Origin of the sequence: Dechloromonas agitata is5, assembly GCF_000519045.1 — a bacterium.
GTDB lineage: Bacteria > Pseudomonadota > Gammaproteobacteria > Burkholderiales > Rhodocyclaceae > Azonexus > Azonexus agitatus.
Genome location: NZ_KI912532.1, coordinates 3,582,767 through 3,606,161, shown reverse-complemented (window position 1 = coordinate 3,606,161; position 23,395 = coordinate 3,582,767). Strand labels below are relative to the sequence as shown.

Annotated in this window: 24 protein-coding genes and 1 tRNA gene; 14 read left to right on the top strand and 11 right to left on the bottom strand. The window is 64.8% G+C overall.

The features are described from left to right. The first annotated feature begins 56 nt into the window (after positions 1–56). The 3 genes from purB (at position 57) to K420_RS0117580 (ending at position 2,144) form a co-directional block, all read left to right on the top strand. Complete coding sequence (gene purB / locus K420_RS0117590) at positions 57–1,424, top strand: adenylosuccinate lyase (protein WP_027459206.1); 1,368 nt, start codon at positions 57–59, stop codon at positions 1,422–1,424. Between the two features lie 10 nt (positions 1,425–1,434). After that, complete coding sequence (locus K420_RS0117585) at positions 1,435–1,710, top strand: zinc ribbon domain-containing protein (RefSeq protein WP_027459205.1); 276 nt, start codon at positions 1,435–1,437, stop codon at positions 1,708–1,710. A 116-nt stretch (positions 1,711–1,826) separates the two neighbouring features. Beyond that, positions 1,827–2,144, top strand: coding sequence for a DUF2322 family protein (locus K420_RS0117580; RefSeq protein WP_027459204.1), 318 nt, complete (start codon positions 1,827–1,829; stop codon positions 2,142–2,144). Between the two features lie 39 nt (positions 2,145–2,183). Here the strand turns inward: K420_RS0117580 and K420_RS19475 are convergent, their stop codons facing one another. Together K420_RS19475 and K420_RS19915 are read right to left on the bottom strand one after the other, a co-directional pair. After that, positions 2,184–3,281: an HD domain-containing phosphohydrolase gene (locus K420_RS19475; protein ID WP_051453238.1), complete on the bottom strand. Its 1,098-nt coding sequence runs from the start codon at positions 3,279–3,281 to the stop codon at positions 2,184–2,186. Further along, positions 3,271–5,823, bottom strand: coding sequence for an ATP-binding protein (locus K420_RS19915; RefSeq protein WP_051453237.1), 2,553 nt, complete (start codon positions 5,821–5,823; stop codon positions 3,271–3,273). Before K420_RS19915 ends, K420_RS19475 begins: the two co-directional genes overlap by 11 nt. Positions 5,824–6,190: 367 nt before the next feature. On the opposite strand from K420_RS19915, the gene K420_RS0117565 reads away from it, so the two are divergent. The 3 genes from K420_RS0117565 (at position 6,191) to K420_RS0117555 (ending at position 7,740) form a co-directional block, all read left to right on the top strand. Beyond that, positions 6,191–6,649, top strand: coding sequence for a c-type cytochrome (locus tag K420_RS0117565; protein ID WP_027459203.1), 459 nt, complete (start codon positions 6,191–6,193; stop codon positions 6,647–6,649). Positions 6,650–6,725: 76 nt separating this feature from the next. Next, positions 6,726–7,418, top strand: a complete 693-nt coding sequence (locus tag K420_RS0117560) for a cytochrome b/b6 domain-containing protein (RefSeq protein WP_027459202.1) — start codon at positions 6,726–6,728, stop codon at positions 7,416–7,418. A gap of 19 nt (positions 7,419–7,437) precedes the next feature. Beyond that, positions 7,438–7,740, top strand: coding sequence for a monooxygenase (locus K420_RS0117555; RefSeq protein WP_027459201.1), 303 nt, complete (start codon positions 7,438–7,440; stop codon positions 7,738–7,740). Positions 7,741–7,814: 74 nt separating this feature from the next. Here K420_RS0117555 and secF read toward each other — a convergent pair whose 3' ends face one another. The 4 genes from secF to tgt are packed head-to-tail and all read right to left on the bottom strand — an operon-like array spanning position 7,815 to position 12,175. Continuing rightward, positions 7,815–8,759, bottom strand: coding sequence for a protein translocase subunit SecF (secF, locus tag K420_RS0117550; RefSeq protein ID WP_027459200.1), 945 nt, complete (start codon positions 8,757–8,759; stop codon positions 7,815–7,817). A 13-nt stretch (positions 8,760–8,772) separates the two neighbouring features. Continuing rightward, positions 8,773–10,647: a protein translocase subunit SecD gene (gene secD / locus K420_RS0117545; RefSeq protein WP_027459199.1), complete on the bottom strand. Its 1,875-nt coding sequence runs from the start codon at positions 10,645–10,647 to the stop codon at positions 8,773–8,775. Positions 10,648–10,695: 48 nt separating this feature from the next. Next, a complete protein-coding gene (gene yajC, locus K420_RS0117540) occupies positions 10,696–11,022 on the bottom strand; it encodes a preprotein translocase subunit YajC (protein ID WP_027459198.1) in 327 nt (108 codons plus the stop codon). A gap of 43 nt (positions 11,023–11,065) precedes the next feature. Continuing rightward, on the bottom strand, positions 11,066–12,175 hold the full coding sequence (gene tgt / locus K420_RS0117535) for a tRNA guanosine(34) transglycosylase Tgt (RefSeq protein ID WP_027459197.1): 1,110 nt from the start codon (positions 12,173–12,175) through the stop codon (positions 11,066–11,068). Positions 12,176–12,269: 94 nt separating this feature from the next. On the opposite strand from tgt, the gene K420_RS0117530 reads away from it, so the two are divergent. Both K420_RS0117530 and K420_RS19465 read left to right on the top strand, forming a co-directional pair. After that, positions 12,270–12,632 (top strand): hypothetical protein, encoded by a 363-nt coding sequence (locus K420_RS0117530; RefSeq protein WP_027459196.1) that lies wholly within the window; start codon positions 12,270–12,272, stop codon positions 12,630–12,632. 97 nt (positions 12,633–12,729) lie between these two features. Further along, on the top strand, positions 12,730–13,563 hold the full coding sequence (locus K420_RS19465) for a TolC family protein (protein ID WP_051453236.1): 834 nt from the start codon (positions 12,730–12,732) through the stop codon (positions 13,561–13,563). A gap of 124 nt (positions 13,564–13,687) precedes the next feature. Here K420_RS19465 and K420_RS0117520 read toward each other — a convergent pair whose 3' ends face one another. Further along, the gene (locus K420_RS0117520) at positions 13,688–14,782 is read right to left on the bottom strand and encodes an IS5 family transposase (RefSeq protein ID WP_027458967.1); all 1,095 of its coding nucleotides are present in this window, start codon (positions 14,780–14,782) and stop codon (positions 13,688–13,690) included. A gap of 101 nt (positions 14,783–14,883) precedes the next feature. On the opposite strand from K420_RS0117520, the gene K420_RS0117515 reads away from it, so the two are divergent. The 6 genes from K420_RS0117515 to K420_RS0117490 are packed head-to-tail and all read left to right on the top strand — an operon-like array spanning position 14,884 to position 20,897. After that, positions 14,884–15,258, top strand: coding sequence for a TolC family protein (locus K420_RS0117515; protein ID WP_027459195.1), 375 nt, complete (start codon positions 14,884–14,886; stop codon positions 15,256–15,258). Between the two features lie 11 nt (positions 15,259–15,269). Further along, entirely contained in the window at positions 15,270–15,767 is a 498-nt protein-coding gene (locus K420_RS19910; RefSeq protein ID WP_051453235.1) for a hypothetical protein, read from the top strand. Next, positions 15,764–16,876, top strand: a complete 1,113-nt coding sequence (locus K420_RS0117505) for an efflux RND transporter periplasmic adaptor subunit (RefSeq protein WP_027459194.1) — start codon at positions 15,764–15,766, stop codon at positions 16,874–16,876. Before K420_RS19910 ends, K420_RS0117505 begins: the two co-directional genes overlap by 4 nt. Before the next feature lie 9 nt (positions 16,877–16,885). Continuing rightward, the gene (locus K420_RS0117500; protein ID WP_027459193.1) at positions 16,886–20,014 is read left to right on the top strand and encodes an efflux RND transporter permease subunit; all 3,129 of its coding nucleotides are present in this window, start codon (positions 16,886–16,888) and stop codon (positions 20,012–20,014) included. 23 nt (positions 20,015–20,037) lie between these two features. Then, positions 20,038–20,415, top strand: a complete 378-nt coding sequence (locus tag K420_RS0117495; RefSeq protein ID WP_027459192.1) for a hypothetical protein — start codon at positions 20,038–20,040, stop codon at positions 20,413–20,415. Between the two features lie 17 nt (positions 20,416–20,432). Continuing rightward, a complete protein-coding gene (locus K420_RS0117490; RefSeq protein WP_027459191.1) occupies positions 20,433–20,897 on the top strand; it encodes a DUF411 domain-containing protein in 465 nt (154 codons plus the stop codon). Here the strand turns inward: K420_RS0117490 and queA are convergent. The 4 genes from queA to cobA form a co-directional block, all read right to left on the bottom strand. After that, a complete protein-coding gene (gene queA, locus K420_RS0117485) occupies positions 20,888–21,931 on the bottom strand; it encodes a tRNA preQ1(34) S-adenosylmethionine ribosyltransferase-isomerase QueA (protein ID WP_027459190.1) in 1,044 nt (347 codons plus the stop codon). The genes K420_RS0117490 and queA overlap by 10 nt on opposite strands. 67 nt (positions 21,932–21,998) lie before the next feature. Further along, positions 21,999–22,083, bottom strand: a tRNA-Leu gene (locus K420_RS0117480). 25 nt (positions 22,084–22,108) lie between these two features. Further along, positions 22,109–22,507: a Rap1a/Tai family immunity protein gene (locus K420_RS0117475; protein ID WP_027459189.1), complete on the bottom strand. Its 399-nt coding sequence runs from the start codon at positions 22,505–22,507 to the stop codon at positions 22,109–22,111. Then, positions 22,504–23,268 carry a uroporphyrinogen-III C-methyltransferase gene (cobA, locus tag K420_RS0117470; protein ID WP_027459188.1) on the bottom strand — a complete coding sequence of 255 codons (765 nt, stop codon included), beginning with the start codon at positions 23,266–23,268 and terminating at the stop codon, positions 22,504–22,506. Before cobA ends, K420_RS0117475 begins: the two co-directional genes overlap by 4 nt. Positions 23,269–23,395: the final 127 nt, after the last annotated feature.

Genomic DNA, 23,395 nt, shown 5'->3' with positions numbered 1-23,395 from the left:
TGGGCATGGCTTCGTCGGACAGGTAAAATTGCAAGATTACCGAAAAGGATGTTTTTATGACTTTCAATCCCCTGACTGCCCTGTCCCCGCTCGATGGCCGTTACGCTGGCAAGGTTGACGCCCTGCGCGAGCATTTTTCCGAATTCGGCCTGATCCGCGCCCGCCTCAAGGTCGAAATCGAATGGCTGAAGGCCCTGTCGGCCGAGCCCCATTTCGCCGAAATCGCGGCCTTCTCGCCGGCCACCGTGGCTGAGTTGGATGCGCTGGTCGCCAACTTCGGTCCGGAGCAGGCAGCCGAGGTGAAGGCCATCGAAGCCACCACCAACCACGACGTCAAAGCACTGGAATACTGGATCAAGGACAAGACCAAGGGCAACGCCGAAGTCGTCAAGGTCAGCGAGTTCATCCACTTCGCCTGCACCTCAGAAGACATCAACAACCTGTCGCATGCGCTGATGTGCAAGGGCGCTCGCGAACAGGCCATGCTGCCGACGCTGGACAAGGTCATCGCCAAGCTGACCGAAATGGCCCACGCCTACGCCGACGTGCCGATGATGAGCCGCACGCATGGCCAGCCGGCCACCCCGTCGACCATGGGCAAGGAAATGGCCAACGTCGCCTATCGCCTGCAGCGCGCCCGCGCCCGCATCGCCGCCGTTGAACTGCTCGGCAAGATCAACGGCGCGGTCGGCAACTACAACGCCCACCTCGCCGCCTACCCGGGCTACGACTGGGAAGGATTCGCCAAGCGCTTCGTCGAATCGCTCGGCCTGACCTTCAACCCCTACACCATCCAGATCGAGCCGCACGATGCGCTGGCCGAGTTGTTCGATGCCTTCGCCCGCGCCAACAGCATCCTGGTCGACCTCGACCGCGACGTCTGGGGCTACATCTCGCTCGGCTTCTTCAAACAGAAGGTCAAGGCCGGCGAAATCGGCTCGTCCACGATGCCGCACAAGGTCAACCCGATCGATTTCGAGAACTCGGAAGGCAACCTCGGCCTGGCCAACGCGATGCTCAAGTTCCTCGCCGAGAAGCTGCCGATTTCGCGTTGGCAGCGCGATTTGACCGACTCGACCGTGCTCCGCAACATGGGCGTCGGCCTCGGCTACACGCTGCTCGGTTACGACTCGTTGTTGAAGGGCCTGGGCAAGCTGGAAATCAACGCCGACCTGATGAAGGCCGATCTCGACGCCAACTGGGAGCTGCTCGCTGAGCCGATCCAGACCGTGATGCGCCGCTACGCCGTGCCGAACGCCTACGAAAAGCTCAAGGAGCTGACCCGCGGTACCCACGTTTCGCGCGAAGGCATGCAGGCTTTCGTGTCCACGCTGGACATTCCGGAAGCCGCCAAGGCCGAGCTGCTCAAGCTGACGCCGTGGGATTACACCGGCAAGGCGGCCGAACTGGCCAGGCGCATCTGAGGAATCGGCCGTGAAATGCAGCAAGTGCGGGCAGGAGGTGCCGGAGGATGCCATCTACTGCCCCCATTGCACCGGCGACCGGCAGACGACGCAGCGTGAAATCATTCGCGGCGGCATCGTCGGCGGGCTGAAGGGCTTGTTCCTCGGCCTGCTGCCGGCCATCGTGCTCCTCATGCACTATGGTGCCGAGCGTGGCATCAAGGCCATTGCCTTCATCGTGCCTGTCACCACCTTTACCACCGGGCTGATCATCGGCCTGGTGAGAGCCAAGCGGGACTGGAAGTAGGGGCGGCCAGTCGTCAGTTGCCGGTTGCTGGCAAAGTTCAATGCGAACGACCTGACGGCAAGCCAGCCCCAAGCCACCGCGAATCACGAGCAACTAATAACTAACTGGCAACCCATATGTCTTTTGCTGAGAATCTGAAGAAACTGCCGGGCATTTCGCACCTGGCCGCCATCAACCTGCTCGATGCGGACGGCAATGTCGTCGCTGCCATCGAGAACAAGGCGGGCAGCCAGGGCTCGCTGGCCGTTTACAACCATCTGGCCCAGACCTACGGTTCGATCAACGCCGAGGCGGCCAGGAAGGGTCTGGAAATCTTCGCTGAACACACCGAGGACGAACGGGTTAATCCGGGCAAGCATCCCAACATCGCCCGCCTGCTGCAGATCGAGGCCGGCGCGCCGGCCTTGCGCGTCAAGCACGTTTTCGCGGTCTGACGGTTTGCGTTGAAGCGCAGCGGCGCCGGTGCTGATCGCTCAGCTGCCGCTGCCCGCTTCGCCGGCCAGGGCGTCGAGCTGCCGGCGGAGTGCGTCGTGAATGCGCAGGAAGTGCGACACCAGCTTCGGGTCGAACTTGCTGCCGGCCCCCTCGCGGATCATGGCCAGTGCATCTGTCGGTGAAAAGGCCGCTTTGTAGGGGCGGCTGGAAGTCAGCGCATCGTAGACATCGATGACTGCCGTGATGCGGCCGGCAATTGGAATCGCCTCGCCGCGCAGCCCGCGCGGATAGCCGCTGCCATCCCAGCATTCGTGGTGGGTGTAGGCGATGTCGCGCGCCATCTGGGTCACGTCGGCCGGATGATCGCCGATGATATCGACGCCGTACTGGCAATGCGTCTTGATTTCCTCGAATTCCTCCGGTGTCAGCTTCATCGGCTTGAGCAGGATGCGGTCGGCGACGCCGATCTTGCCGATGTCGTGCATCATCGAGGCGTAGCGGATCAGTTCGACCTGGTGCGGGGAGAGGCCGGCCGCCTCGGCCAGCATGCGGCAGCCGATCGAGACGCGCAGGATGTGCGAGCCGGTATCGCTGTCGCGAAATTCACCGGCGCGGGCGAGGCAGCGCACCAGTTCGAACTGGGTTTCGGCCAGTTGCGCCGTGCGTTCGCGCACCATGGCTTCGAGCCGTTCAGCCTCCTTGGCCCGGTCGAGGTGCAGGAATCGGGTTTCCAGCGCATTGTGAATGCGGCACAGCAGTTCCTCGTTGTCGAAGGGCTTGGTGATGAAGTCGCGCGCTCCCTGGGCCAGCGCCTGCAGGCGGGATTCCCGCTCGGTCTCGGCGGTCAGTACGATGACCTGCAGGCCGTTGCGATGGATCTCGTCCTGCAACAGGGCGAGGACGGACAGGCCGTCGAGCACCGGCATGCGCATGTCGAGCAGGAGCAGGTCGACGGCCTGGGTATCCAGGGTCTCGAGCACCTGGGTCGGATCGGTCAGGCCGGTCAGGTGGCGATAGCCGGCCTCACCCAGCAGGGCTTCGAGCAGGCGGATATTGCCCGGTTGGTCGTCGACGGCGACGATGCGGGCAGCCAGGAATTGTTCGGGATCGAGGCAGCTGAAATGCTCAGTGGCCATGCGTCAACTCTCTGAGGAGGCGCGCCAGTTGGCGCGGATTGATCGGGAGCGGGTGATGGAAATCGGCTGTTGTGTCGTCGGCCGTTGCGCCGGGTTCGGTCAGTGCGACCAGGGCCGGACGGGTTTGTTGCGTTGCTGTGCCTTCACGTAGCGCAGGCAGCTGCGACGGTGTGGCGAGGATGGCCAGGCAATCGACCTTGGCCAGGCTGTTCAGGGCGCTGGCAGGGTCGGTGACGGGGAGCACGCGGGTGTTGTCGAGGGTGCGGCAGATCAATTCGAGCATGCCCGCGGTTTGGGCGTCGAGGCCGACGGCAATCAGTGTTTTGCCGAGTGGAAGCGCCACAACGGGCAAAGTGTCCGGCGAAGGCGCGGCGTCGTCTGAAGCGGGGGGGGGCAGGGCGCCTGGGGTTGTGTCGGAGGAGGGCAGCTCAATCCAGAAACAGCTGCCTTCGCCGGGCTGGCTGGTGAAGCCGATGCGGCCATTCATCAGCTCGACGAGGCGCCGGGTGATCGCTAGGCCGATGCCGGTGCCTTCGATTTTTTCGTCAGCCATGCGCTCGAAGGGCCGGAAGACGCGGTCGACCTGCTCGGGCGCGATGCCTGCCCCGGTGTCATGGACGCCTAGGCGCAGCCTGTCCTCGGCCCGGTTGCAGGTGATGCGCACTTCGCCATCCGGACGGTTGTATTTGATCGCATTGGAGAGCAGGTTGATGACCACCTGCTTGAGTCGCTTGCGGTCGGCGCGTACCGTCAGTTCCGGCGCCACCTCCTGCTGCATCCGGATGCCTCGGCCGGCGGCGAGCGGTGAGACGAGGCTCAGGCATTCGTCGATCAGCCTGGCCAGCTTGACGTCGTCGATGTCGATCACCAGTTTGCCGGCCTCGATGGCCGACAGATCGAGCACTTCGTTGATCAGCGAGAGCAGGTGGCGGCCACCCTGCTCGATGTGATCGACGTATTCCCGCTGCTTCGCTTCCAGGTGGCCGGGCTCGCTGCGCAGCAAGACCTGGGTGAAGCCGAGGATGGCATTGAGCGGCGTGCGCAGTTCGTGGCTCATGCGCGAGAGGAACTCGGATTTGGCGCGGCTGGCCTGGTCGGCGGTAATCAGGGCGCGCTTGAGGTGGGTGACATCGGACCAGATGACGACGGTGCCGCCCTCCCGCGTCCGGCGCTCAGTGGCGCGCAGCCAGCGGCCGTCGGCGCAGGCGATCTCGGTCGAGCCGCAGGCCTGCTGGTGAGCGCTCAGGCGCTCGTCGAGCCAGGCTTCCAGATTCTCCGGCGGCTTGGCATACAGACCCTGCTGCGCCACGCCGCGGATGAAATCGGTGAAACGCATGCCGAGCGCGCCATGTTCGCCGGAAAACGTGAAGAACTCGGTGAAGCGCAGGTTGTAGAGGCTGATTCGATCGTCGGCATCGAACAACGCGAAGGCATCGTCCATCGCTTCGATCGCGTCAACCAGGCGCAGACGCAGGCGCTGCACACGTTCCTCGATGGCCTGCCGTGCGCTGATGTCGCGAAACGAGATGAAGGCGCCCAGGCCATCCGGGCGTGGGACGACCGAGTACTCGACGGCAAATTCCTGGTGTTCGTCACCCTGCCGGCGACAGAATCGTCCGACCTCGACTTTCTGCCTTTGCCCCTGCTCGAGGCAGGCACAGATCGGGCATCCCTCGCGGCTGGCGAGAATGCCCGGATGGTGTGCCTGGCCGGCAATCTGGTCGGTCGTCACGCCGAGTAACTGGGCGGCGGCGGGATTGATGAAGCGGATTCGCCCGGCCTGGTCGACGCCGAACATGCCGTCATCGGTCGTATCGAGAATCAGGCGATTCTCGGCCATGGCATGGCGCAGTGCCGCCTCGGAGGATTCGAGCTCGGCTAGCGCACCGCGTACCTGCATGATCAACGGCCGCAGCACACGCAGCGCGGAATAGGCGAGCAGCGCCAGGCCGGCGATGAAGACCAGCCACAGCTGCCAGTGCAGCGCATCGCTCTTGGCTTCGCTCAGCCGCTGATAAGCGTCGACCTGGCTGTCGGTTGCCGTCAGCACCTCACCCCGGCTGAGGCGGACGATTTGTTCGAGCGTCGTGCCGTAGGTCTCGCTGCCAGGTGCCTGCGCATTCAGCGAGTTGGCCAGTTTGAGAAAACGCTCGATTTGGGCATGGGGCCCATCCGGGGCCAGGGAGACGGCGCGCAGGTTATCCGGCAGGGGGCGGATGCGCCGGTCTGGCGTCCCTTCAAGCAGCGTGCGGTGAATGTCGGCCATTTCCCACGTGCTGTCCGCGAGATCGGCCATGTCGGCGGGGCTCGGCTTCAGCTGCAGTTGGCTGGCGAGCAGACCGATGCGCTGCGACAGCATGCGCCGCCGGCCGGCCAGGTTGATTTCTGCGGCGCTGGCCCGCTCGTCGTTTGTCTGGCTGGCCAGCAGGTAATAGGCACAGCCGGCGAGCAGGGCGAGGAGGATGAATATCCAACCTGATCGCTTCAGCAGACGATCGACGATGAACAAACCGGGGCCGGGTTGGTTCTTGCTTGGGTGCATTCGGCAACAGAAAGGGCCCGACCGAAGCGGGGCATGGATTTAACACTCTGCAATAGTGTGCGTAATGTATCGCAACTTGGTAGCTCTGTTTCTTCAAAATTATCAAAAACTTGAATCGTATGACGTTGGTATCGAAAGTGATGATTCAGTTTAATTTGTAACAAACGTTGCATTTGTATCATTTTGGATGCGACCGGGGGCATGGAAGGGCCTGGCAGGGTTAGGCCAGGCCAGGAAAACAGTCTTGCATGAACCAGGCAATGGCCTGCAAAATGAAACGCGGTTTTGCCCGGCGAGTAGCCGGGATCGCTATAATCAATTTCTAATATTTGGTTTCTTGTGCTGCCCTAACCACGGAGAAATATCGATGAAATCCAAACTGCTGCTGCCCCTCCTTGCCCTTACCCTGGCCGGCTCCGCGATGGCCCAGGTCAAGCCCGAGGAGGCCATCAAATTCCGTCAGTCCGGCTATGGTTTCATGGCCTGGAACATGGCTCGCATCAAGATGAACGTCGAAGGCGGCAACTTCAACAAGGAAGAAGTGATCAAGGCGGCCAACGCCATCCAGGCCATCGCCAATTCCGGCATGGGTGCCCTGTACTTGCCAGGTACCGACAAGGGCAAGGGCTGGGAAGAAACCCGTGCCAAATCCAATATCTGGACCGAGCAGGAAAAGCTGGGCAAGGCAGCCATGGCCTTCAACAAGGAAGCCAATGAAATGGCCAAGGTTGCCCAGACGGGCGACGCCGCCGCAGTCGGTGCGCAGCTTGGCAAGCTGGGCGGCACCTGCAAGGGCTGCCACGACGATTTCAAGGCCAAGCGCTAAGCTCGCTTCGGCCAGATTGACGGGCGCCCCGGCGGGCGCCTGTTTCATTTGCAGATTGGTATTTTCAGGAGCTGGCATGAAAGGCAAGCGCATACTTCTCTGGGACCTGCCGACCCGGCTGTTTCACTGGCTGCTGGTCGTGGCCGTCGTTGCCGCCGTGGTGACCGGCCAACTGGGCGGCAATCTGATCGACTGGCACGGCCGCATCGGCCTCGCCATTGCCGGCCTGCTCGCCTTCCGCATCGTCTGGGGCATGCTCGGCTCGACCTATGCACGCTTCCCCCAGTTCTTTCCCACCCCGGACAAGATCAAGGCCTACCTGGCCGGCCGCTGGCAGGGGGAGGGGCACAATCCGCTCGGCGCCTTGTCAGTCTTCGGCCTGCTCGCGCTGCTCATCATTCAGGTGGCCACCGGCCTGGTTGGCAACGACGACATCGCCTTTTCCGGCCCTCTCGCCGATCTGGTCAGCCGCGAGATCAGCAACCGGCTGACCGGCCTGCACCATCTGCTGGCCAACGTCCTGATCGCCCTGGTTGTCCTGCACGTCGCCGCCATCGCCTTCTACGGCCACATCAGGAAGCAAAAGCTGCTCAAGCCGATGATCACCGGCTGGAAGGACGATGCCGAAGGGGAATCGGCCGCGGGCGGTGGCCTGCTTGCCCTGATCGTCGCGCTGCTGGTCGCCGCTGCGGTCGTCTATGGCGCGAGCGGCGCCTGGCTGCCGGCCCCGCCGCCACCGCCTCCGCCGGCGGCAACGCCAAACTGGTAACCCACAAGGAGCGATGAACATGAGCATCCTGCTGCAAGTCGATTTTCCGTACGCCGGGCCGTGGGGCGAGGCCATGAGCGAGGCCATGCGCGGCCTGGCCGAATCCATCGCCGGTGAGCCGGGACTGATCTGGAAGATCTGGACCGAGAACCCGGCCAGCGGCGAGGCCGGCGGGATTTATCTCTTCGCCGACCGGGCGAGCGCCGAAGCGTATCTCGCCATGCATACGGCCCGCCTGAATGGCTTCGGCATCTCGCCCGTCAACGGCAAGCTGTTTGAGGTCAACGGCACCTTGTCGGCGATCGACCGGGCTCCCCTGTAATTTTCCGTTCCGTAGAAACGACAAAGCCACCGGTCGGGTGGCTTTGTCGCAGAGCGTACGGAAAGCGTGCCGGATCAGACCACGGCACCTTCCTCGTTGGCGCCTTCGACGACCTTCTTCGGCTTGACGAACTGTTCGCGCGATACGCCGAGCCACATGACCAGCGGGCTGGCGACAAGGACCGAGGAGTAGATGCCGAAGCAGATGCCGATGGTCAGGGCGAGCGAGAAGTAGTACAGGGTTTCGCCGCCGAAGATCAGCATGGAGAGGACCATCAACTGGGTGCTGCCATGGGTGATGATGGTCCGGCTGATCGTGCTGGTGATGGCGTGGTCGAGCACTTCCGGCGTGCTCAGGCCGCGCACTTTCTTGAAGGTTTCGCGCACCCGGTCGAAGACGACGACGGATTCGTTGACCGAGTAACCGAGCACGGCGAGCACGGCGGCCAGCACCGACAGCGAGAACTCCCACTGGAAGAAGGCGAAGAAGCCGAGGATGATCACCACGTCGTGCAGGTTGGCGATGATCGCCGACACCGAGAAGCGCCACTCGAAGCGGAAGGCGAGGTAGATCACGATGCCGACGATGACCAGCAGCAGTGCCATGGCACCGTTCTCGGCGAGTTCCTTGCCGACCTGCGGGCCGACGAATTCGACGCGCGACAGGGCAGCACCCGGGGCCTCGGCTTCCAGGGCCTTCATGATCGTTTCACCCAGTTGCGAGGTGTTCTGCTCGCCCTTCAGGGGCAGGCGGATCATGACGTCCTGCGAGGAGCCGAAGTTCTGCACCGCGTAGTCGGAAAAGCCGGATTTGCCCAGTGCGCCGCGAATTTTCTCGAGATCGGCCGCCTGTTCGTACTTGACCTCGACCAGCGTGCCGCCGGTGAATTCGACCGACAGGTGCAGTCCCTTGGTAAACAGGAAGACGACGGCGAGGATGAAGGTGACGAACGAGATGACATTGAACGTTAGCGCATGGCGCATGAACGGAATGTCTTTTTTGATGCGGAAAAATTCCATTGCCGTGTGCTCCTTAATTCTTGGCGCCGGCAGCGACGCCCGGCTTCCAGACCTGACCGATGGCGACCTTGGCCAGCTTTTTCTGGCGGCCGTAGATCAGGTTGATCAGGGCGCGCGAGACGACGACCGACGAGAAGATCGAGGTCAGGATGCCCAGGCAATGCACCACGGCAAAGCCGCGCACCGGGCCGGAGCCGAAGATGAGCAGGGCGAGGCCGGCGATCAGGGTCGTGATGTTGGAGTCCAGAATGGTGCCGAAGGCGCGTTCGTAGCCTTCCGAAATGGCCGCTTGCGGCGGCATGCCGGCGCGCAGTTCCTCGCGCACCCGTTCGTTGATCAGCACGTTGGCGTCGATCGCCATGCCCAGGGTCAGCGCGATGGCAGCGATGCCGGGCAAGGTCAGGGTGGCCTGCAACAGCGACAGCAGGGCGACCAGGAACAGCAGGTTGGAGGCCAGGGCGAGCACGGAAACCACACCGAACATCTGGTAGTAGAGGATCATGAACACGGCGATGGCGGCGAAGCCCCACATCGTCGAATGGAAGCCCTTCTTGATGTTCTCGGCGCCGAGCGACGGGCCGATGGTCCGTTCCTCGACGATGTCCATCGGTGCGGCCAGCGAACCGGCACGCAACAGCAGGGCCGTGTCGTTGGCTTCGGCGGTGGTCATACGGCCCGAAATCTGGACGCGGCCGCCACCGATCTCGGTACGGATCACCGGGGCGGTGATGACCTCGCCCTTGCCCTTCTCGATGAGCAGGATGGCCATGCGCTTGCCGACGTTCTCGCGGGTCACGTCCTTGAAGATGCGGGCGCCGGCCGAGTCGAGGTTGAGGTGGACCGCCGGTTCCTGCGTCTGGTTGTCGAAGCCCGGTTGGGCGTCGTTCAGGCGGTCGCCGGTCAGCACGACCTGCTTCTTGACCAGCAGCGGCTGGCCGCCGCGCTCGTTGTACAGCTCGGTGCCGAACGGCGGGTTGCCGGCCAGTGCGGCATCCAGCGCGCCCGGGGTGTCGTCGACCATGCGGATTTCCAGGGTCGCGGTGCGGCCGAGGATGTCCTTGGCCTTGGCCGTGTCCTGCACGCCCGGCAACTGGACGACGATGCGGTCCTGGCCTTGTTGCTGAATCACCGGCTCGGCGACACCGAGCTCGTTGATCCGGTTGTGCAGGGTGGTGATGTTCTGCTTCAGGGCGAATTCGCCGATCTTCTGCTGGGCCTGCGGCTTCAGCGTGGCGACCAGGCGCGGCTCGCTGGCGTCGCCGGCGTCCACGACCTGCAGGTCGGGCTGGCTGTCGGCAATGGCGTAACGGGCCTTGTCGCGGGTTTCGACGTCGCGGAAGCGGATGACAATGCGGTCACCCTCACGGTTGACGCCACCATGGCGCAGGCTCTTGTCGCGCAGCACGGTACGGATGTCGGCCGACGTCGAGTCGAGGCGCTTGGTCAGCGCGCCCTTCATGTCGACCTGGAGCAGGAAATGCACGCCACCGCGCAGGTCGAGGCCGAGGTACATCGGCAGCGCATGCAGCGAAGTCAGCCAGCCCGGCGAAGCGGACAGCAGGTTGAGCGCGACGACGTATTGCGGGTCGCTGGCATCCGGGTTGAAGGTTTTTTCCAGGATGTCCTTGGCCTTCAGCTGGGTATCGGTGTCCTTGAAGCGGGTCTTGACGCCGTTGAAGTCGAGCAGGATGCCATCATGGGCGACGCCGGCGGCCTTCAGGGTTTCCGCGACGCGGGCCTCGGTCTTCTGGTCGACCTTGAGCGTGGCCTTGGCACTCGAAACCTGCACGGCCGGCGATTCACCGAAGAAATTGGGCAGGGTGTAGATGAAGCCGAGCACCAGCGCAATGGCGACGGTGACGTACTTCCAGAGAGGGTAACGATTCATGGTGGCTTTGAAGCGAAAAAGGCGGCTTGCGGCCGCCTTCTGGGGTGATTACAGCGACTTCAGCGTGCCCTTGGGCAATACCAGGCCGATGGCCGGTTTTTGTACGACGACCTCGGTGCCTTCGGCGATTTCGACGGAAACATAGTTTTCGCCAACCTTGGTGACCTTGCCGACGATACCGCCCTGAGTGACGACTTCATCGCCCTTGGCCAGCCCGGCGAGCAGGGCCTTGTGTTCCTTGGCCTTCTTCATCTGCGGGCGAATCATCAGGAACCACAGCACGACGAACATCAGGATCATCGGCAGCAGCTGCATGAAGCCGCCGGTCGGGTCGGCAGCGGCGCCGGCGGTTTGGGCGTGGGCAAGACTGATCATTGGTGTAACTCCGGATAGCTTGAAAACGAAACGGGGGATTCTATCACCGGCCTGCCGAACGGTCGCGGGCAAAGGCAGCCGACCATTCGGTCAGCGTGCCGGCCTCGATGGCGGCGCGCATCTCGGCCATGATGACCTGATAGAAATGCAGGTTGTGGATGGTGTTCAACATGCCACCGAGGATTTCGCCGCAGCGGAAGAGGTGGTGCAGGTAGGCGCGGCTGAACTGGGTGCAGGTGTAGCAGGAGCAGGACGGATCGAGCGGCCCGGTATCGGTCTTGAAACGGGCATTCTTGATCTTGATGTCGCCGAAGCGGGTGAACAGGTGGCCGTTGCGAGCATTCCGCGTCGGCATCACGCAGTCGAACATGTCGATGCCGCGCTTGACAGCGAAGACCAGGTCCTCCGGCGTGCCGACGCCCATCAGATAGCGCGGCTTGTGGGTGGGCATCTTGGGCGCGATGTGCTCCAGGATGCGCGCCATGTCTTCCTTCGGCTCGCCGACAGACAGGCCGCCGATCGCCATGCCGTCGAAACCGATGGCGTCCAGCCCGGCCAGCGACTCGTCGCGCAGGTCTTCGTACATGCCGCCCTGGACGATGCCGAACAGGGCGTTGCTGTTTTCCAGCCGATTGTGCTCGTCGCGGCTCCGCTGCGCCCAGCGCATGGAGAGGCGCATTGACTTGGCCGCCTCGTCATGCGTGGCGGGGTAGGGCGTACATTCGTCGAAAATCATCACGATGTCGGAATTCAGCACGTGCTGGATTTGCATCGAGATTTCCGGCGACAGGAAGAGCTTGGCGCCGTCGTGTGGTGATGAGAATTTGACGCCTTCCTCGGTGATCTTGCGCAGGGCGCCGAGCGAGAAGACCTGGAAACCGCCAGAGTCGGTCAGGATGGGCTTGTCCCAGTTCATGAACTTGTGCAGGCCCTGGTGAGCGTGCACGACATCCAGCCCCGGGCGCAGCCACAGGTGGAAGGTGTTGCCCAGGCAGATCTGGGCACCGATGTCGTTCAGCGATTGCGGCGTCATCGCCTTGACCGTGCCGTAGGTGCCGACCGGCATGAAGACAGGGGTCTGGACAACGCCGTGGTTCAGCGTCAGCGTACCGCGGCGGGCAGCGCCGTCGGTCTGGAGGAGTTCGAATTGCATGCGGATGATTTGTGTGGTGTTTTTGTAAGCGCTGTTCTCTTACGCGGTCCGAGATTGTATAGTTTCGCCGTTGATCCCGTTGACTTTCCTGTCCATGCGCGTCGTGCTCCGTTTCCTGGTGGTCGTCATGCTGCTCACCGTTCTCTCGCCGAAATTCGGCTGGGAATCGGTCAGCGCGGCGGAAACGCACGTTCACGCCGCCGAGGCGATGGCGCATGCCGGCCATGAACCGGCGGCCGACTGCCCGAGCCATGCCCTTGGACACGAAGGGATGAGCGATGCCGGCGACCATCACTGCTGCCCGGGGCATGTCCTCGGTCATCTGCTGGGTGGCGTCGGAGACGGTTTCAGCCTGCCAGCCATGGCGACAAGCAGCGCCTTGCTGCCAGGTGGCGAGGATCGTTTCTCCTCGCGCACGCCCGAAGGGCTCGAACGCCCGCCCCGGTCCGCCGCCTGAGCGCGGCGGCCTGCCTCCCTTCTTGATTTTCTGACGGCCCTGCCGGGTCGTTGCGGCATGCCGCCGGTTGTTTCAGTCAGCAACCGGAGGAATATCCATGCGAACCGTTTTCGGGATCGCCCCACTTGTTTTCATCGGCTTTGCCGGCATCCTGCCGGCCCGGGCCGAAACCGGCCTGGCCAGCGCTTTCGAGCAGGCCTGGCAACGCCAGCCGGTAGCGGCCGCGCAGGCCGAGCGGCAACGTGCCGTCGCCGCCCAGTTGACAGCGGCCGGTGCCTGGACGGCGGCGCCGCCGGCGCTGGAACTCGGTGCCCGCAGCGACCGTTTCAATCGCAACCAGGGCGCTCGCGAATTTGATGCCGGTCTTGCCTTGCCGCTCTGGCTGCCCGGTGAGCGGAGCGGAGCACAGGCCGTGGCCAGTGCCGAGGGCGAGGCCTTGGCCGGTCGCCTGGCCGCCTTGCGCCTCGCTTTGGCGCAGGCCGTGCGCGAGGCCTGGTGGGGGTGGCAGGCGGCCCGCCACGACGTGGAACTCGCCGTCTCCCGCGTGGCTTCGGCGCAGCGCCTGCGTGACGACGTGGCCCGCCGCTTCCAGGCTGGCGACCTGTCGCGGGCCGATTTCAACCAGGCCGAGGGGGCGCATGCGCTGGCCCGGGCGCAGCGCGCCGAAGCCGAGGTGGCCGAGGCGCAGGCTCGCTACCGCCTCGAGAGCCTGACCGGCCAGCCGGCGCCGGCCGAGCCGCCACAAGCCGAGCCGGAACCGGCCGGAATGAAGGATACGGCCCATCCGGCGCTGCGCGATTGGCAGGGGCGAGCTGAACTGGCCCGGCGACAGCTCGAACTGGCCCGCACGCAATCGCGTGCCAACCCGGAACTGGCCATTGCGACACGCAGCGATCGGGCGGCTGATGGCGAGCCGCTCGACCGCACCTAGCAGGCTGCTGAAATACCGCCCTGCAAATGCAGACGGTGGCATGGAACGGAGTCGTTTTTCGTAAGGCGAAGCGGATTTTCGGTCGTTCGCACGTGTTTTACAGGGATTCCGAGGTGTTTTCCTATCATATTGCCCCCAGCGGACGGATTGCTCCCAAGGAGCGCATGCGCGTCAGGTTGTAGGCGGCCATGGTCAGCACGAACAACTGATCGACCTTCTCCAGTCCGCGCACCATCACCTGGCGTATCGGCCCAATGAACTTGGCCCAGCCGAATCCCTGTTCGATGAGTTTGCGCTTTTGCTGGGAGATCGCGTAACCGTCACTGCCGGCAATGTCGTCCGGCACGGCAGAACGGCGATGGCTGGTGTTCTGCGCCACATGGGGAATGACATTCAGTTCGATGAGTGCCGCAATGAATTCCTGGGCATCGTAGCCCTTGTCCGCGCCAAGGGTGATTTCAGCCGTTTCGCCGGCGACTTGGCGGGCATCGGCGATCAGGGCCTTGGCAACTTCCCGCTCGGCATAGCCATCGGCCGTGGTCACGACCGCACTGGCAATGAGTCCGTGGCGGTTGTCGCTCAAGGTGTGTCCCATGTAGCGCAACTCACTGGCGGTATTGCCCTTGCGGTACAGTCGGGCATCCGGGTCGGTACGCGAGGCGTGGGTGTCATTGCTGCGTGACTGGCCCTTGAAATTGCCGCCGCCTTCATCATCTCCGCCGTCTTTGCGCAGGAAACTCTTGTGTCCCGCCCAAGCCTGGATGAGCGTGCCGTCGATACTGAAATGTTCGCCTGATAGCCAGTTCTGCTTCTCGGCAATGGCCAGTACCGCATTGAAGAGTTCGATCACGGCATCGTGGGCAATCAGGCGTTCGCGATTCTTGGTGAAGACGGTGGGCACCCAGACTGCATCGTCCATCGATAGGCCGATGAACCAGCGAAAGAGCAGGTTGTACTGGGTCTGCTCCATCAATTGCCGTTCCGAGCGAATGCTGTAGAAGATTTGCAGCAGCATGGCACGCAGGAGTTTCTCCGGGGCAATGCTGGGGCGACCGCCTTTGACGTCGGCGGCATACATGCCGCTGAGCAGGGGCTCGATATCCTTGAGCGCCAGGTTCACCATCGCCCGGATCGGCCGCAACGGGTGCTGCGCCGGCACAAAGTCGTCCAGGCGACGCATCGTAAACAAACTCTCGGTGAAGGTGTCGGCTCCGCGCATGATCCGCTTTGTGCTCTCGGTAATCTCGGTGAATCTCTATAACAATCAAACCCGCTGTTTCGTCGACAGGATGCGGAAGTATTTCAGCAGCCTGCTAGGCGTTGTCGCTGCGCCTGCCCTTCGGGGGCGGGGCACGCCATGACGCGCGCGTCGCCACGGCCAATGCCGAAGCCATCGAAGCGGAAATCGGCCGGGAACGCGAGCGGGAGCGCATTGAACGCGCTGCCGCCGCCTTCCGCCTGCAGGTGGCAGCAGCCCGCCTGCAACTGGCAGCTGCCGAGGAGCGGGCACAACTGGCCCGCGACAACCGCGGCTTTTACGAAAAATCCTTTCGCCTCGGCGAAAGCGACCTGCCGACCCGCCTGCGCATCGAGGCCGAGGCCGTCGAGGCGGACAAGGCCCTGGGCCGGGCGCGTCTGGCGCTGGCCTTCGGCATCTCGCAACTGCGCCAGGCGCTCGGCCTGTTGCCGGAATGAGGAAAACCGACATGAAGCATCACTCCCCCCATCCTTTCGCCCTCGCCGGGCTGCTCGTCGCCAGCCTGGCCGGCGCCGCGCCGCAGCCGATGCCGGTTGCCGTCGCCGAAAGCGAGAGTTTCGAGGCAGTCGGCCGTCTGGAGGCCGAGGGTCTCTCCTGGTACATCGACCGGGCCGACAGCAATGCACCGGTACTGGCCGCCCGGCTGGAAGTGGAGGCCAACGGCCAGGCCGTTCCCGCCGTCTTCCGGCCGGAGCGCGGTGATTACCTGATCAATGATGCTGCCTGGCTGGCCCCTCTGCGCCAGCCGGGCGAACACATGCTGGCCCTGACCCTGATGGCCGGCGAGGAGAGCGACCTGCTCAGCGCCGAACTGCATGTCGATACCGCAACTGACCAACCGGCCGGCTCGGTCGCTGTGCTGCCCGTCGGCGTCGCCGGGGCGCTTGCCGGCTTGGGTGGCCTGTTCTGGCTATGGCGGCGCAAGGTGAAAGGAGGCCGGGCATGAAGCGCACCCTGTTGATGATGGGCCTGTGCGGCGTCGCGCTCGGCCCGGTCTTCGCCCACGAAGGACACGACCATGGCGATGAAAAGCCATCCTTCGTCGTGCCGGGCAACCAGGCGCAACGCCTGCCGGACGGCACGGTATTCGTGCCCAAGTCGGCGCAGCGCGGCATGGCTGTCCTGACCCGACGCGTCGCGGTGGAGAGCCTGCCGAAATCCCTCGAATTGCCGGGCCGGGTGATCATGGACCCGCATCTCGGCGGCCGGGTGCAGGCGATGATTCCCGGGCGCATCGAGCCGGCCGGGGTGCATGGCCTGCCGGCGGCGGGCAGCAAGGTGAAGAAGGGCGACGTCCTGGCCTGGGTGGTGCCGGCCTCCGGTGCCATCGAACGGGCCAACCAGGCCGCGCTGCTGGCCGAGCTGAAGGCCAGCCTCGGCCTGGCCGAGAAACGCCTGAACCGTCTGCGCGAACTGGCCGATACGGTGCCAAAGAAGGATATCGATGCCGCCGAGAGCGAAGTGGCCAGCCTGAAGGGCCGGCTGGGTGCAGTTGGCGGTGGTCTGTCGGGGCGTGAGGCGCTGGTTGCGCCGGTCGGCGGCGTGCTGGCGGCGAGCAATGCCATGGTCGGCCAGGTGGTCGAACCGAAGGAATTGATCTTCGAGGTCATCGACCCGGACAGCCTGCATATTGAAGCTACCGCCTTCGACCCCATTCCGCTCGACCAGATCGCGTCGGCGACGGTGGCGGTCGGCGACCAGGCGGTGCCGCTGAGTTACGTCGGGGCGCCGCGCCGCCTGCGGGAACAGGCCTTGCCGCTGATTTTCGAAAACCATGCGGCCGGTGCCGGCCTCACCTTACCGCTCGGCCAGCCGGTCAAGGTGCAGGTGCGCCTTAAGTCGACTGTCCAGGGCTTGCCCGTGCCGGCCTCGGCGTTGACACGCAATACGGCAAACCAGGTCGTTGTCTGGGTCAAGACGGCGCCCGAGCGTTTCACGGCGCGCGTGGTGCGCAGCGAGCCGCTGGATGGCGTGCGCGTGCTGGTGACCGGCGGTCTGCAAGCCGGTGAGCGGGTGGTGGTGCAGGGCGCCAGCCTGCTCGCCCAGATTCGATAGGAGCCCGCCATGTTCCAGTGGCTTGTCGAAAAAAGCCTGGGCAGTCGCCTGTTCGTGCTGGTCGCTGCCGGCGTGCTGATGCTCTGGGGGGGCTTGCAGGCGACGCGCCTGCCGGTCGATGTCTTCCCCGATCTCAACAAGCCGACGGTGACGGTGATGACCGAAGCCGGCGGCATGGCGCCCGAGGAAGTCGAGCAGTTGCTGAGCTTCCCGCTCGAAACGGCGATGAGCGGCCTGCCCGGCATCGCCAACGTGCGCTCGATCTCCAGCGCCGGCCTGTCCATCGTTTACCTGACCTTCGACTGGCAGGTGGACGTCTACCGCGCACGGCAGATGGTCAGCGAGCGCCTGACCGCCCTGGAGGCTGGCTTGCCGCCCGGTGCCGTGCCGCGCATGGGGCCGGTGTCGTCGATCATGGGCGAGATCATGCTGGTCGCCATCCCCATCCGCGGTGAGGCGGCCGACCCCAAGGCGGCGCGCGAGTACGCCGACTGGGTGCTGCGGCCGCGCCTGATGGCCATTGCCGGCGTGTCGCAGGTCATTCCGATTGGGGGCGAGGTGCGGCAGTTCCAGGTGCAGCCGGATACCCGGCGCATGGCTGATCTCGGCATCACGCTCGACCAGATCGAGAATGCGCTGCGCGGTTTCGCGGCCAATACCTCGGGCGGCTTCCTCGAACTCAACGGGCGGGAATACCTGATCCGCCACCTGGGCCGCAGCGCCCGCCTCGATGATCTGAAAAACCTGGCGCTGACCGCCCGCGAGACGTTCAGTGGCAGCCAGCCCATCCTGCTGCGCCAGGTGGCCGAGGTCGGTTTCGGGGCGGCGATCAAGCGGGGTGACGGTGGCTACGACGATGGCCGGCAGGCCAGCCCGGCGGTCATCCTGAGCATCCAGAAGCAGCCGACGGCCGACACGGTGGATCTCACCCGCCGCCTGGAAGCGGCGCTGGCCGATCTGAAGGGCAGCGTGCCGGCCGGCATGAGCGCGCCGCAGGTCATCTTCCGCCAGGCCGACTTCATCGAGGCCTCGCTGGGCAATCTGCAGGCCAAGCTGCTGCTCGCCGCCTGCCTGGTGGCCGGCGTGCTCTTCTTCTTCCTTGGCAACCTGCGGACGATGCTGATCTCGCTGACCGCCATTCCGCTCTCCATCCTGACCGCCATCCTGGTCTTCAAGTGGCTGGGCCTGTCGATCAACACCATGACGCTGGGCGGCCTGGCCATCGCCATCGGCGAGCTGGTCGACGACGCGGTGGTCGATGTCGAGAACATCCTGCGCCGCATGAAGGAAAAGGCCGCCCGCGGCGAAGCCTGGTCAGTGCGCCAGACGGTCATCGCCGCCTCGCTGGAGGTGCGTACCGCCATCGTCTACGCGACGCTGATCATCGCCCTCGTCTTCGTGCCGCTGTTCGCGTTGCCCGGCATCGAGGGGCGGCTGTTCGTGCCGCTCGGCGTCGCCTACATCGTCGCTATCCTGGCCTCGCTGGCGGTATCGGTGCTGGTGACCCCGGTGCTGGCTTCCTACCTGCTGCCGGCGCTGGTCGCTCGCGAGCAGGACGAAACCCGGCTGGTCGTCTGGTTGAAGCGGCATTATCGTCGGGCGCTGGCGGGTGTTCTGGCCGCACCGCGCGGCCCGGTCGCGCTGGCGGCCGGTGCCGTCCTGCTTGCGGCTGCGGCCGTGCCGTTTTTCCCGACCACCTTCCTGCCACCGTTCAACGAGGGCTCGATCACCCTGGGGCTGCGCCTCAATCCCGGGGCGACCTTGTCCGAGTCGATCCGCATCGCCGGGGCTGCCGAGCAGGCCCTGCGCGGCCTGCCCGAAATCGCCCACATGGGCCGCCGTACCGGCCGGGCCGAGCTGGACGAGCATGCCGAAGGCGTCCATGTCACCGAGTTCGAGATCACGCTCCATCCCGGTGGCCGGCCGAAGGAGGCGGTTTATGCCGACATCCGGCAACGCCTGAAGGATCTGCCGGCCAGCCTCAGCCTCGGGCAGCCGATTGCCCACCGCATTGACCACATGCTGTCCGGCGTGCGGGCGCAGATCGCCATCCGCGTCTTCGGCGAGGATCTCGACACCCTGCGCGCCCAGGCCGGCCTGCTGCGCGAACGGCTGGCGCAGGTGCCCGGCCTGGCCGACCTGGAGATCGAGAAGCAGGTGCTGGCACCGCAGATCAAGGTTCGCATCGACTTCGATGCCGCCGCCCGCCATGGCGTGTCGACCGCCCAACTCACCCGCAGCCTGCAAACCCTGGTCGATGGCGAGAAGGTGACGCAGATCGTCGAGGGCAACCGCCGTTTCGACCTCGTCGTCCGTCTGCCGGAACCCGCCCGTTCGCTGGAAGGGCTGGCCGGCCTGCTGATCGAAACGCCGGGCGGGCGCATCCCGCTGTCCAAGCTGGCCAGCATCGAGGATGCCGATGGGCCGAACCAGATCACGCGTGACGAAGGGCGGCGACGTATCGTCATTTCGGCCAACGTGCAGGGGCGGGCGCTGTCCGACGTGGTCGCCGATCTGCGCCAGGCAACCGCCGCCTTCCCGCTGCCCGAGGGCTACTTCATCACCCTGGGCGGGCAGTTCCAGGCGCAGGAGGAAGCGGCGCGGCTGATCGGACTGCTCGCCATCGGCTCGGCGCTGCTCATCTTCATGGTGCTCTACAGCCGTTACCGTTCGGCGCTGCTGGCCGGTTTGATCATGGCCAACGTGCCGCTGGCCCTGGTCGGCAGCGTGCTCGGCCTGTGGCTGTCCGGCCAGCCACTGTCGGTCGCGGCGCTGATCGGCTTCATCACGCTGGCCGGCATCGCGACGCGCAACGGCATCCTGAAGATCAGCCACTACCTCAACCTGATGCGCCAGGAGGGCGAGGTCTTCGGCGTGCCGATGATCGTCCGCGGTTCGCTGGAGCGCCTGACGCCGGTGCTGATGACCGCGCTGGTCGCCGCCTTTGCGCTGGCGCCGCTGTTGTTCGAGGCCGAGCAGCCGGGTACGGAAATCCTGCATCCGGTGGCCGTGGTGATTTTTTCCGGTCTGATCAGCGCCACCTTGCTCGATACCTTCGTCACCCCGGCGCTGTTCTGGCTTTTTGGCCGGCAAGCGGCCGAACGCATCGCTGCCCGTAGCGGCGATGAAACCTTCTGATTCAACCTGTCTGGAGAAACCTCATGAAAAAATCGCTCATTCTGACCCTTTTCGCGGCTGCTCTCGCCGCCCCGGCGTTGCCCGCCTGGAGCCATGCTGATCACGGCAAGCCGCAGTTCGGCGGCATCGTCGCCGAGGCCGGCGAGGCGCAGTTTGAAATCGTCGGCCAGGGCGGCAAGGTGGTCGTTCATGCCACCAACCATGGCCAGCCCCTCGACACGGCGGCGGCCCGCGGCAAGCTGACCGTGTTGGCCGGAACGGCCAAGCAGGAGATCCGCCTGCAACCCGCCGGGGGTAATCGGCTGGAGGGCCAGGGTAGCCTGACGGCGGGGGCCAAGCTGCTGCTCCAGGTCGACGGCCTGGTGCAGAAGACCTTGCAGGCTCGCGCCGTTGCGCCGTGATGGCCGGGGAGAAGATCATGCGTGATATCGCGATACACCGCCGCCGGCTGATCGGCGCTACGCTGCTGGCCGCCGCCTGGCCGGCGCTGGCCAAGCCGGCAGGAACCCTGATCGAGGTGTGGAAGGATCCGCAGTGCGGTTGCTGCCACGACTGGATCGCCCATCTCGAAGCGGCTGGTTTTACGGTTCGTACCTTCGAGGAGGGCAACGACGTGGCCCGTCGCCGCCTCGGTATGCCGGAGGCCTATGCTTCCTGCCACACGGCACGGGTCGGCGGCTATGTCATCGAAGGGCATGTGCCGGCCGCCGATATTCGCCGCCTGCTGGCCGAAAGGCCGCAGGCTCTTGGCCTGGCGGTGCCCGGGATGCCGGTTGGCTCGCCGGGGATGGATGGCCCGGCCTACGGTGGCCGGCGTGATCCCTATAACGTCCTGCTGATTGCCCGCAACGGTGGGGCGGCCATCTTCAAGCGTTATTCCTGAGCCGGCTCGAGCAGCATCGCGTCGCCGTAGCTGAAGAAGCGATAGCGCTCGGCGACGGCATGGGCGTAGGCGGCGCGGATGGCGTCGTAGCCGGCGAAGGCCGAGACCAGCATGAGCAGCGTCGATTTCGGCAGGTGGAAATTGGTGATCAGCCGGTCGACGACCTGGAAGCGGTAGCCGGGCGTGATGAAGATATCCGTCTCGGCGCCGCCGACCCGCACCATGCCGTTTGCCGCCGCTGCCGATTCGAGGGCGCGCAGGCTGGTCGTGCCGACGGCGATCACCCGGCCGCCAGCGGCACGCGTTGCGGCGATCGCCTCGGCGGTCGCTTGCGGAATCTCGAAACGTTCGCTGTGCATGCGGTGGTCGACGATTTTTTCGACACGCATCGGGCGGTAGGTGCCGGCGCCGACATGCAGGGTCAGGAAGGCGGTCGCGATGCCCTGTCGGCGCAGCGTGTCGAGCATCGCGTCGTCGAAATGCAGGCCCGCCGTCGGTGCCGCCACGGCACCCGGCTGGCGGGCATAGACCGTCTGGTAGCGGGTTTCGTCGGCGTCCTCGGCGGGGTGCGCGATGTAGGGGGGCAGCGGCAGCTTGCCGTAGCGTTCGGCCAGTTCCCAGAAGTCCCCGCCCTCGGCCAGTTCGAGCACGAAGAAGTCGCCGTCGGCGCCGGCCCGGCCGCTCATCGTGACCGTGAAAGCGTCGGCCAGGATCAACCGGCTGCCCGGCTTGGGCGCCTTGCTGGCGCGGATCTGGCAAATGGCCTGCGTCGCGTCGACGATGCGTTCGAGCATGATCTCGACCTGGCCGCCGGTTTCCTTGCGGCCGAAAAAGCGCGCCTTGATCACCTTGGTGTCGTTGAAGACGAGCAGGTCGCCCGCTTTCAGCAAGCCGGGCAGGTCGGCAAAGCGCAGGTCGTCGTGCCGCATGCCGTGGACATGCAGCAGGCGGCTGCCACCGCGCTCGGGCGCAGGGTGCTGGGCGATCAATTCAGGGGGGAGGTCGAAATCGAAGTCGTCGACGGTCAGCGACATGGGGCAGGCTCCTGGCCAATCGGCAAACAAAAACGGCTTTCCCGCAGGAAAGCCGATTTGTCGTAACTGGTGCCCCGGGCCAGACTCGAACTGGCACACCTTTCGGCGGCGGATTTTGAATCCGCTGCGTCTACCGATTCCGCCACCGGGGCGAGTGGAGGCCGGATTATCCCTGAATCACTTCTTCGGTTCAAGCGATTCCGTGCAGGGGAAGGCCTTGGCCAGCGCACCGGCAACCAGTGTCGCGGTACTCATCGTCGTATTCGGCGGTACGCGTTCGACGTGGATGGTCACGGCGCGCACCAGGCGCCGGGACAGATCCGGGTCGTTCGGCAAGCAGAAGGCATTGAGCTTCATGCCGACCTGGCCGGCAAGGTAGTCGCTCACCGCGTAGCCATCGGCGAAGCCGGCGACGTAGGCGATACAGCGCGCGCTGCGAATCGACTGGAAGGGGTCGCTGTTTTTCTGGTTGGCGTACAGCTCTTCCGCTGCCTGGCAGTCGCCGCGCAGTTCGCCCGGCGTATAGGCGTGGGCCGGCAGCGCGAAGAGTGCGGCGAGCAGGCAGAAATACCTCATTGCTTCTCGAACCAGCTCAGTTTCTCGTGCAGGCTGACGACGCTGCCGACGATGATCAGGGCCGGCGGCTTGATGCCCGATTCCTCGATCCGCTGGGGCAGTGTGCCGAGCGTGGCGAGCAGGGTGCGCTGGTCGGCTTGCGTGCCGTTGCGCACGACGGCGGCGGGCGTCGTCGATGGCAGGCCATGATCGATCATCTGGCGGCAGATTTCGCGCGCCGCACCGATGCCCATGTAGAAGACGACGGTGTGGCAGGGGCGCGCCAGGGCGGGCCAGTCCAGGTTCACGGTGTCGTCCTTGAGGTGGCCGGTGACGAAGGTGACGGCCTGGGCGTGTTCGCGGTGGGTGAGCGGAAAGCCGGAATAGGCGCCGCAACCGGCGGCTGCCGTGACACCCGGCACGACTTCGAAAGGAATGCCGGAGGCCGCCAGTGTTTCGAGTTCCTCGCCGCCGCGCCCGAAGATGAAGGGGTCGCCGCCCTTCAGGCGGACGACGGACAGGCCCTCGCGAGCGAGTTCGACCAGTAGCTGGTTGATGTCCTCCTGCGGCATGGTGTGTTTCGAGGATTCCTTGCCTGCGTAGACGATCCGCGCGTCGCCGCGGGCCAGGTCCATGATGCCGTTGCCGACCAGATGGTCATACACGATGGCGTCGGCCTGAGAAATCAGGCGTGCTGCCTTCAGCGTCAGAAGTTCGGGGTCGCCGGGGCCGGCGCCAACCAGCCAGACCTTGCCACCTTGAAGTTTCGATGGAGTGTTCATTGTTTCCCTTTGCCTTTGGGCGGCCATCCTAATGCCCCTCGCCGCGGCTGCCAATAGTGCGTGTCAAGGAATTTTAAGGTGGATAGTACAAAAGCGGTGTTGAACTAGTCATTTGGTTGAAATTGTT